At 34.0% G+C, this 9,453-nt stretch carries 12 protein-coding genes; 11 read left to right on the top strand and 1 reads right to left on the bottom strand.

Annotation, left to right across the window (positions count from 1 at the left end; all coding sequences use genetic code 11):
* Window positions 1-308: patatin-like phospholipase family protein (locus PHI38_RS03535; protein ID WP_299852914.1), on the bottom strand; the 308-nt coding region annotated here is incomplete at its 3' end.
* A 101-nt stretch (window positions 309-409) separates the two neighbouring features.
* On the opposite strand from PHI38_RS03535, the gene PHI38_RS03530 reads away from it, so the two are divergent.
* The 11 genes from PHI38_RS03530 (at window position 410) to PHI38_RS03480 (ending at window position 9,425) form a co-directional block, all read left to right on the top strand.
* The gene (locus tag PHI38_RS03530; protein WP_299852912.1) at window positions 410-1,666 is read left to right on the top strand and encodes a M48 family metallopeptidase; all 1,257 of its coding nucleotides are present in this window, start codon (window positions 410-412) and stop codon (window positions 1,664-1,666) included.
* Complete coding sequence (prmC, locus tag PHI38_RS03525) at window positions 1,648-2,478, top strand: peptide chain release factor N(5)-glutamine methyltransferase (RefSeq protein WP_299852910.1); 831 nt, start codon at window positions 1,648-1,650, stop codon at window positions 2,476-2,478. Before PHI38_RS03530 ends, prmC begins: the two co-directional genes overlap by 19 nt.
* Window positions 2,479-2,481: 3 nt before the next feature.
* Window positions 2,482-2,961 (top strand): DUF4149 domain-containing protein, encoded by a 480-nt coding sequence (locus PHI38_RS03520; protein ID WP_299852907.1) that lies wholly within the window; start codon window positions 2,482-2,484, stop codon window positions 2,959-2,961.
* A 30-nt stretch (window positions 2,962-2,991) separates the two neighbouring features.
* On the top strand, window positions 2,992-4,086 hold the full coding sequence (locus PHI38_RS03515) for a nitrous oxide reductase accessory protein NosL (protein WP_299852905.1): 1,095 nt from the start codon (window positions 2,992-2,994) through the stop codon (window positions 4,084-4,086).
* Window positions 4,079-4,366 (top strand): hypothetical protein, encoded by a 288-nt coding sequence (locus PHI38_RS03510; RefSeq protein WP_299852903.1) that lies wholly within the window; start codon window positions 4,079-4,081, stop codon window positions 4,364-4,366. The genes PHI38_RS03515 and PHI38_RS03510 overlap by 8 nt, the downstream gene beginning before the upstream one ends.
* On the top strand, window positions 4,356-5,531 hold the full coding sequence (locus tag PHI38_RS03505; protein ID WP_299852901.1) for an FtsX-like permease family protein: 1,176 nt from the start codon (window positions 4,356-4,358) through the stop codon (window positions 5,529-5,531). Before PHI38_RS03510 ends, PHI38_RS03505 begins: the two co-directional genes overlap by 11 nt.
* A complete protein-coding gene (locus PHI38_RS03500; protein ID WP_299852899.1) occupies window positions 5,531-6,199 on the top strand; it encodes an ABC transporter ATP-binding protein in 669 nt (222 codons plus the stop codon). Before PHI38_RS03505 ends, PHI38_RS03500 begins: the two co-directional genes overlap by 1 nt.
* A complete protein-coding gene (locus PHI38_RS03495) occupies window positions 6,199-7,146 on the top strand; it encodes a hypothetical protein (protein ID WP_299852897.1) in 948 nt (315 codons plus the stop codon). The genes PHI38_RS03500 and PHI38_RS03495 overlap by 1 nt, the downstream gene beginning before the upstream one ends.
* A gap of 9 nt (window positions 7,147-7,155) precedes the next feature.
* On the top strand, window positions 7,156-7,587 hold the full coding sequence (locus PHI38_RS03490) for a nitrous oxide reductase accessory protein NosL (protein ID WP_299852895.1): 432 nt from the start codon (window positions 7,156-7,158) through the stop codon (window positions 7,585-7,587).
* Window positions 7,584-8,213, top strand: coding sequence for a Crp/Fnr family transcriptional regulator (locus PHI38_RS03485; RefSeq protein ID WP_299852893.1), 630 nt, complete (start codon window positions 7,584-7,586; stop codon window positions 8,211-8,213). Before PHI38_RS03490 ends, PHI38_RS03485 begins: the two co-directional genes overlap by 4 nt.
* A gap of 84 nt (window positions 8,214-8,297) precedes the next feature.
* A complete protein-coding gene (locus PHI38_RS03480) occupies window positions 8,298-9,425 on the top strand; it encodes a multiheme c-type cytochrome (RefSeq protein ID WP_299852892.1) in 1,128 nt (375 codons plus the stop codon).
* Window positions 9,426-9,453: the final 28 nt, after the last annotated feature.

Below are 9,453 nucleotides of genomic sequence, written 5' to 3'. Positions count from 1 at the left end.
ATCTTTGTATTTCCGATGTTCTCTATTATCATCTCACCTATTTTTTGGTTTGATAAAATAGCGTATTTTGAAAGGGTGAGCGTTACAAGATTTTTCCATTCAAAGCCTAAGACTATCTGCTCTATCACTTTTACGCTTTTTCCAAAAGCATAAAGAGAGGCTACGATTCCACCAGCGCTCGTACCACTGATAGATGTTATCTCTATATCATACTCTTCAAGGGCTTTTAGTACACCTACATGTACGCCACCCAAAACAGAGCCCCCGCCAAGCGCTAGGGCGACTTTTTTATCTTTAAATATACTCATAAACATCTCTTTTTAAGTTTTAAAAATTGTATCTAAAAATCTGTTAAAGGATATTTGATGTGCATGAATGATAAAATCTCAAAAAAATTAAAGGCAGCTATATGTTAATGAGCATCGTTGGAATCTATACACTTTTCATTCTAATTACTATATACACAAGTGTTATGCAAATAGGTTATGTAGGCCAAGCAAAGAGAGGCAAAGCGATACTCTTAAGTGATAATGACTTTATAAAAGCGGGCAATTACACTATCGCAAAAGAGAAGATGAGTATAGCTACAACCTTTATCGATTATCTGTTTTTTCTCTTTTGGATTAGTTTTGGAGTCAAGTTTTTAGAGCAAAATATCTATTTTGAAAATGAAGCTTTTTTAAATATTGCCATTGTTATGGGCTTCTTACTTATTGGCTCTATTACTTCTATTCCTTTTGGCTACTATGAGAAGTTTGTGTTAGATAAGAAGTTTGGTTTTAATAAATCAAGCATAGCGCAATGGTTAAAAGACACGCTTATCTCATTTGTTATGACTCTTATCTTTGGCTCACTTGTTATCTGGGGTATTTATGCAATCATCTCAAACCTTTCTCTTTGGTGGTTATGGAGTTTTGCATTTATCTTTGGCGTTGTAATCCTTATAAATATGCTCTATCCAACTTTTAGAGCGATGTTTTTTGATAAGCTTACTCCACTAAAAAACGATGAGTTAGATACAGAGATAAAAGAGCTTATGGAAAAAACAGGATTTGTAAGCTCTGGTATTTTCATCAGTGATGCAAGTAAGAGAGATGCAAGACTTAATGCCTATTTTGGTGGTTTTGGAAAAGCAAAGCGTGTAGTTTTGTTTGATACACTTTTAGAAAAACTAAGCACAAGAGAGCTTTTGGCAGTTCTTGGACATGAGCTTGGACACTTCTCACATGGAGATATATATAAAAATATTGGCCTTGTAGGTGCAATGCTCTTTGGTATGTTTGCAATTTTTGGAAACCTTCCATCATCACTCTATACAGAACTTGGAATCTCACAAGCTCCATATTCGATCATGATATTACTTCTGCTTTTTATGCCAGTTTTGGGCTTTTTGATGATGCCTATCATGGGAATTGTAAGCAGACACAATGAGTACGAAGCAGATAGAGTAGGGAGTGAGTTAGGCGGAGCAGGCGGAGAGATAGAACTTGCAAATGCGTTGAAAAAACTTGTGAGTGAGAACAAAAGCTTTCCGCTCTCTCATCCTCTATATATCTTTTTTCACTACACGCATCCTCCAGTTTTAGAGAGATTAAAAGTGCTAGGAGTCTCTCTTGGAGATATAGATACAAGCGCACTAGGATCGGCATGTCAAGCAGACATATAGTAAAAGATGTTTTAAAAGAGCTAACTGGGAGGCTTAAAGAGAGTATCCCAAGAGCCTCGCGTGAGGCTCAACTTCTTTTGATGCACCATTTAGGTGTTGATGAGTTATGGCTTTTAATGAATCAAGACGAGGAAGTAAAAGATATAGAAAAACTTTTAGAGATGGCACATAGACGCGCTAAAAATGAGCCACTTGAGTATATACTTGGACGTGTTAGCTTTTATAGCGAGGAGTTCTATATAGATAGCGGCGCGCTTATTCCCAGACCTGAAACAGAGCTTCTCATAGATGAGGTTTTAAAAAATATAGAAGATAAAAATGCAAAACTCACTATTGTTGAGGTTGGTGTTGGAAGTGGAATTATCTCAATAATGCTTGCAAAGTCTCTGCCAAATGCAAAGTTTATAGCAGTAGATATATCTGAAGTTGCCCTTAGTGTTGCAAGAAAAAACATAGAAAAATTCTCTCTTGAGCATAGGATTGAGTTGCGCCACGGTTCACTACTAGAGCCTATAGCAGAGAAAATAGACTATCTTGTCTCAAATCCGCCATATATAGCAAATGATGCTTCCATTGAGTCAAACCTCTCTTATGAGCCACAAAATGCGCTCTTTGGTGGCAATATTGGAGATGAGATTATAAAAGAGCTTCTTGATGGAGTCTTAAAGGCTAAAATTAACTTATTTAGCTGTGAGATGGGTTATGACCAAAAAGATAAAATACGAAGTTATTTAAACAATAGACCTCTTGAATCATTAAACTTTTATAAAGATTATAGTGATTTTGACAGAGGCTTTACGCTGAGGTTATAACTTTTGAGAAAAAATATTTACATAGATTTTAGTTATCTGCTCCTTTTAGCCGCAACTTTTGGAGCTGTTATTGTCTTAGGTGCTTTTGTAGCTCCAGTCGTTTTTAATACGGATTATATTTTGTTTGGCATTTCGCTTGGCAAATATAACGAGGGAATTATTATGGCTGAGATATTTAGCCGTTTTAGTTACTGGATATATATAGTTGCTTTTTTTATAACCATATATGAGATAGTTATGTATAAAAAGGGACAAAGAGACGCAATAATCTTTGGTAGTTCAGTAACTACTGTTTTTTCTGCACTTATGTTTAGTGGTGTGTATGCTCCAAAAATTATCTCAATGCAAAAACTTGGTGAAGAAGCAACGCTAAGTGATACTTTTGTAAATCTACACATAGCAAGTGAGCTTGATTTTAAGATTTTAGCTATAGCTATAGTTATACTCTTTGTCAGAAGATTAATGCTTCTTAGGATAAAATAGCCTCTATAAACGTCATTATAAAGAGGCTACATGCTAAAAAAACTTCTCCTTGCTCTCTCTTTTCTTCTTCTTTTTACAACTCAAAATTTAGCTGCAGATGGCTTTATCAAAGCTGCAACAATAAAACCAGAACTAATCCAGAGTGGCTCACAAAAAGAGTGGTGCCCTGTATGTGGTATGAAGCTAGAGAGTTTTTATAAGACCTCTCACGCAGCAAAAGTAAACCATATAGATAAACAGTACTGCTCACTTAGATGTTTAGCAGTTGATATGCAAGAGCACAAGATAGACACGAAAGATGTGAAAGTTGTTGACGTGGTGTCTCAAAAACTAATCTTTGCAAAAGATGCTCACTATGTTGTAGGCTCAGATATAAAAGGGACTATGAGTAGAGTTAGTAAACTTGGCTTTGCACAAAAAGAGGACGCTGAAGACTTTAACATTGAAAATGGTGGAGAAGTAGTTAGCTTTGAAGAAGCCCTAAAGATGGCTAAAGAGTCACTTGACTCAGATATAGAGATGGTTCAAAATAAAAAAGAGAAACAAGTATATCCTATGGGTAAAAAGATATATGATAAAAACTGCAAAAAAGATTTAGATGCCAACAACTATGTACAGCTAAATGAACTAAAAGCAGATTTGAGTGATAAAAAACTTTGTGCAGAGCTTAGTGAGAATGAACTTCAAGCACTCTCTTTATATATCTGGGAAGTAAAAAGATTTGAAGCGAGTGGTAAAAGAGCAGATACTATCCAAGTAACAAAAGATGAAAGATGCCCAATATGTGGTATGTTTATCTATAAATATCCAAAATGGGCAACACAGATTTTTTACAAAGACAAACATCACTCATTTGATGGTGTAAAAGATATGATGAAGTACTATTTTGATAACAAAGAGGGCATTACTAAGATGTTGGTAACAGACTACTACTCACAAAAAGCTATAGACGCTTCTAGTGCTTATTATGTTGTAGGAAGTGATGTTTATGGTCCTATGGGTAAAGAGCTTATCCCATTTAGCACGCAAAAAGAGGCAAAAGCTTTTAACATGGATCATAAAGGGCATAAAGTACTTGGGTTTAAAGATATAACAGCTTCAGAGATAAACAAGTTAGATGAATAAAAAAAGCACGTTTTTACTCTACACTCTTTTTTTTGTAGTGGCACTTTTATCTTTTGAAGTTCTCTATCTTTACAAAACTAAAAGTTTGGATGAGGACTCTTTGAGGATAAAAAGAGAGTTTGTAAGCACTCTACTTCTTCCTGATTTGGCAATTTCTACAGAAGCTTCTTATATAAGACATAGAAGTCTGAGTGATTTCTTCTCTATATACAAAGATGACGCTTCGCTTAGAGAGTATTTTGCCTCAACTTACGTATATAAGGCAAATGATGCGAAATAAAATAAACTTTTATATAGTAGAGTATGCGATAAACTCTCTGCTTCGCCAAAAGTATAAAACTATTTTTATCTCTTCAGTCTTCACAATGTTGGTATTTTTACTCTCTTCACTCTTTTTTATAACAAACTCCATAAAGTATGAGTTAGAGCAGACACTTGAGGCACTCCCTGAGATAACGGTGCAAAAAATCAAGGCTGGTCGTCATTATGATATTGATGTTAGTGTAATTGATGAGATTTTAGATATTCATGGTGTTAGTAGCGCGATGCCAAGAGTTTGGGGATACTACTACTTTGAAAATGCTGGTGTAAATTTTTCTCTTGTTGGAATTGATGAGTATGAAGAGCAGTATAAAAAATCATTTGTAGATGTTGCTTCAAAACTAGATTTTACAAAACCTTCCATGATAGTAGGCGAGGGCGTAAGAAAAGTTATGGATAAAAACTACTACAAAGAGTATTTTAACTTTATAAAGCCAGATGGTTCCCTTATGAGAGTAGATATAAGTGCTACATTTAAAGCCCAGAGTGAGCTTGAATCAAATGATGTTATCGTTATGAGTAAAGAGAGTGCAAGAGAGATTTTTGATATCTCTGCGCAAAAAGCTACTGACATAGTAGTGCGTGTTGCAAACTTAAACGAAGTGGCAACTGTGGCATCAAAGATAAAGCTACTCTATCCAGATACAAGAGTAATCACTAAAGATGATCTAAAAATCAGCTATCAAAATATCTTTGATTATAAAAGTGGTATTTTCTTAGCACTCTTTAGTGTCTCGCTCTTTACATTTTTTATCATCATCTATGACAGAGTAAGTGGACTCAGCAGTGAGCAAAAAAGAGAGATAGGGATACTAAAAGCCGTTGGATGGAGAGTTGATGATGTTTTAAGAGAGAAGTTTTATGAGGGCTTCATTGTCTCAATCTTTTCTTATCTCTTTGGTATAACGCTCGCATTTACTTTTGTATATATACTAAAAGCGCCACTTTTGCAAAATATCTTCATAGGTTATTCTCAACTAAAAACATCATTTACACTACCTTTTGTTTTTGATATTCAGACATTGGCACTTATATTTTTCCTAAGTGTGCCAATATATATAGCAGCTATCATCATCCCATCATGGAGAAGTGCTACACTTGAAGCAGATGAGGTTATACGCTGATGATAAGTTTGATAAATGTAGTGAAAAAGTACGAAGTAAATGAGAACGAGAGTGTTGTAGCGCTCGATAAAATCAACCTTGAGATAAAAGAGGGTCAGGTAGTTGTTCTTAGAGGCTCAAGTGGAAGTGGAAAGAGTACGATACTCTCTCTTATAGCAGCTCTTAGTAAGCCTACAAGCGGAGAGGTTTTAGTTGAGCAAGAAAGGGCCTCAAAGCTTCCAGATAACTTTGCATCTGAGTATAGACGCCATTACATAGGATTTATCTTTCAAAAATACAACCTTATCCCAACACTTAGTGTAGAAGAGAACATAATACTGCCTCTAGTTCCTATGAACCTAAGTGAAGATGAGATACAAGCAAAACTACAAAGAGTTCTTCGTATGTTTAGTATTGAGCATAAATCAAAGCAACTTGTAAAAAATCTCTCAGGTGGAGAGCAGCAAAGAGTGGCGATTGCAAGAGCAAATGTAAACAACCCTAAAATCATCTTAGCAGATGAGCCAACAGCAAACCTTGATGAGAAGCTCTCACTCTCTTTTATAGAGATAATCAAAGAATTAAAAGAAGAGGGTAAAACCATCATAATAGCTACACATGACCCACTCTTTTTTGATTTAGACATAGTTGATGTAGAGATAGAGATTTATCAAGGAAAGATTATCTAATGCTTCTTAGCCCAGAAGTTTTAACCATACTAATACTAAATATTATTTTTGCTATCTTTGCAGTAGTGGCATTTGTGCTAAGCTTTAGAATCTTTTTAAAATGGGATGCAAACTCAACATCAACCACGCAGTATAAGCTTGAAAAAGAGAGTTTCTTAGCCGCAACTATTATCAAATATATCTTTGCTATAAAAGTTCCGCTCTTTATCTTTTTTATCTTTACCCTTGATAAAATCTCAAACGTCATAACAGGTGCTATGTGCGCTGCGGGAGTAGTTGACGCAACACAAAGCGGAATGTACTTAATAGTTCTTAAGATTATAAACATATACCTCTTTGCATATTGGCTTAGAATTCACACTATAGATGTAAGCGATAAAAATCAACCATATACTAAATATAAGTTTGGGCTTTTTATAGTGCTCTTTTTTCTTTTGATGCTAGAGCTTGGTCTTGATTTTATGATGTTTAAAGATATAGAGATAGATAAGATGGTTAGTTGTTGTGGAAGTATATACTCAAGCTCTTCAACCTCTGCGCTCTCAACACTCTTTAAGATAGACAACTCACTTCTGCTTATGGTTTTTTATACAAATTATCTTCTTATAGTTTTGTTTTTCTTTTTAAAAAATAGATATATCTTTAGTGCCTTAAATGTGCTCTTTATACCAGTTTCACTTATCTCACTCATACTCTTCTTTGGCACTTACATATATGAACTTCCATCTCATCACTGCCCATTTTGTTTTTTACAGAGTGACTACTACTATGTAGGCTATTTTCTGTATTTTTTCCTCTTTATGGGTACCTTTTATGGCTTAGTTGTTAGTTTTGTGAAGCAGAGTAAGAGTAGCTATAACATATCACTTCTGTTTAACTCTCTTTATGTTATATTGTTGACATTATTTGTATTAAATTATTACTTGAAAAACGGTGTTTTTTTATAAGGATTTATAATGTTTAAGATTAAAAAGTTAATCTCTTTAGTAACTATGACTCTTTTTTTAGGGTGTCAAGACACTCCTAAGGATGGACCGGCAAAGGTACATTGGGATAGAGACATGTGCGATAGATGCGTCATGGTACTTAGTGATAGAAAAAATAGTGTACAACTGCGACATCCAACTACAAACAAAGTCTATAAATTTGATGATATTGGGTGTATGGTTCTATGGTTTGATGAAGAAAATATAGATTTTAAAGATAGCGCTAAGATTTGGGTAACAGATGTTAATAGCGGTGAGTGGATTGATGCAAAAAGTGCATTTTATACACCAGACAACGTAACACCAATGGCTTTTGGCTTTAGTGCTTATAGTACAAAAGAGTCTATTAAAGATGGTGCAGAAATTCTAACTTATGATGAGGTTATTAAAAAAATAAAATGAGAATACATCTAACAAATACAGTTCTTTTTCAAAATATAGATGAAGATACTATAAAAAAAATAGAAAGCTTTACTACTTTACATAAGGTAAGTAAAGACAACATTGTATTTTATGAGGGAGATGAGCCAAAATATCTCTATCTCTTAGTCAAAGGTGTAATCAAACTCTATAAAACATCATCAAGCCATAAAGAGATTGTGCTTAAGTATTTTCATGAAAATGAACTTATAGGAGAGGTGGCAAACTTTGAAAACATACCATATCCCGCAACTGCTAAGGCATATAGTGATGTAGAATTTTTAAAGATAGATTTTGAAAAACTTAAAGAAGTTATCTTCTTAAATCCAAACCTATCGTTTAATATTCAAACATCTCTTATAAAAAAGATTAAAAATCTTGAAAATATCATCTCTACAAACTTAGTGCTTGATTCAAAAGAGAGAGTAGCTAAATATATATATAGTCATAGTGATAATTTTTTTGAGACAAAAAATATTGAAATTGCTGAAGTCCTTGGTGTTTCACCTGAGACACTATCTAGAATACTTAAATTCTTTAAAGACAATGGAATTATAAATATTAAGAAAAAATATATAGATAAAGAGACCCTTTCTCAGTATTTTTAGCCTAAAATGGCTTTTTCTGGCACATATCAATAAATCTTTTTGCTAGCTTCGTTAGAATACATGAAATTCATAATGGAGTTAGTCATGCGCTTTCTTGTTTTACCTTTTCTTATATCTTTTTTTGCAACTGTTTTATTTGCAAATGAGAGTAAGGTCTGTCAAAAATGTCACCCTATTATATTTGAGGAGTATTATCAATCTTCTCATAGAAATGCTTCAGTATATAACAATCCTATACATGCAGCGATGTGGGATGCTCATCCAAAAGATGAAAAAGGTTATGCATCATGTGCAAAATGCCACTCTCCAGGCGATGAAAAATCTCTAAAGCAGGGAATACTTACAAGAAATGAAACTCAAGTTCAAGAGCCTATTTCATGTGTATATTGTCATAATATAAAAGAGGTAGAAGAGGGTGAAGAGTCTAACACTAATATTTTATCAGATAAGCATAGAGAGTTTTATACTGCAGAAAAAGGCAAAAAAGGAAATGTCTCTTTTAAAACTGAGAAATCTTGGTTTGGACTTGTAAAAGAGCCAAAAAGCTCTCCTTTTCACAAAATAAACTATGATAATGAGAACTTTTACAGCGGTAATGTATGTATGGGTTGCCACTCTCATGTAAACAATGAGCATAGTTTTGATATCACAATGCTAGATGCAGTAATTAATGAAAAAGATGAAAACAGCTGTGTTACATGCCATATGCCTCAAGTAGTTGGCTCTAAAGTAAGTATAAATGAGACAAAAACTCACGCATTTCATGGAATCGCGGGTATATACCACATGAACGATAAGATGGGTGAGTATATAGATTTTAAAGTTACAAAAAAAGCTCAAGGTTTTGATGTCTTAATTACAAACAAATCAAACCATGCACTCTTTGGCCAAGCTTTGCGTGCTGGAAGTCTTAAAGCTACGATTTTAAGAGATGGCAAAATTATTACCCTAGAGCCTTTTGTATTTGAGAGACTCTTAGCAAAAGATGGTAAAGAAGTTATGCCATGGAGTGCCAACTCTCTTTTAAAAGATACTCTTATATATGCAAAAAAAGAGGTTCCTTTCTCAACTGTGCTTAAAGCAGGTGACAAGTTAACACTTACTCTTGGAGTTCAAAGGATAACAGAAGAGGGCGCTAAAAAATTAGGCCTTGAAGCAAACAAAGAGTTTACGAAGTTTAGAGTTTTAAAATCAGAAAAGTTTGATTTTTAGGTAAGTATACTCATAGTTTGTGTAGAAT

The sequence above is a fragment of the Sulfurimonas sp. genome, from assembly GCF_028694895.1.
In the GTDB taxonomy this organism is placed as follows: Bacteria; Campylobacterota; Campylobacteria; order Campylobacterales; family Sulfurimonadaceae; genus Sulfurimonas.
Note: the sequence above shows the minus strand (reverse complement) of the source record. Positions and strands in the feature narration are given on the sequence as shown.

Coding starts and splice junctions, on each gene's coding strand:
- PHI38_RS03530 (WP_299852912.1), top strand. CDS start 410: ATGTTAATGAGCATCGTTGGAATCTATACACTTTTCATTCTAATTACT.
- prmC (WP_299852910.1), top strand. CDS start 1,648: ATGTCAAGCAGACATATAGTAAAAGATGTTTTAAAAGAGCTAACTGGG.
- PHI38_RS03515 (WP_299852905.1), top strand. CDS start 2,992: ATGCTAAAAAAACTTCTCCTTGCTCTCTCTTTTCTTCTTCTTTTTACA.
- PHI38_RS03510 (WP_299852903.1), top strand. CDS start 4,079: ATGAATAAAAAAAGCACGTTTTTACTCTACACTCTTTTTTTTGTAGTG.
- PHI38_RS03505 (WP_299852901.1), top strand. CDS start 4,356: ATGCGAAATAAAATAAACTTTTATATAGTAGAGTATGCGATAAACTCT.
- PHI38_RS03500 (WP_299852899.1), top strand. CDS start 5,531: ATGATAAGTTTGATAAATGTAGTGAAAAAGTACGAAGTAAATGAGAAC.
- PHI38_RS03495 (WP_299852897.1), top strand. CDS start 6,199: ATGCTTCTTAGCCCAGAAGTTTTAACCATACTAATACTAAATATTATT.
- PHI38_RS03490 (WP_299852895.1), top strand. CDS start 7,156: ATGTTTAAGATTAAAAAGTTAATCTCTTTAGTAACTATGACTCTTTTT.
- PHI38_RS03485 (WP_299852893.1), top strand. CDS start 7,584: ATGAGAATACATCTAACAAATACAGTTCTTTTTCAAAATATAGATGAA.
- PHI38_RS03480 (WP_299852892.1), top strand. CDS start 8,298: ATGCGCTTTCTTGTTTTACCTTTTCTTATATCTTTTTTTGCAACTGTT.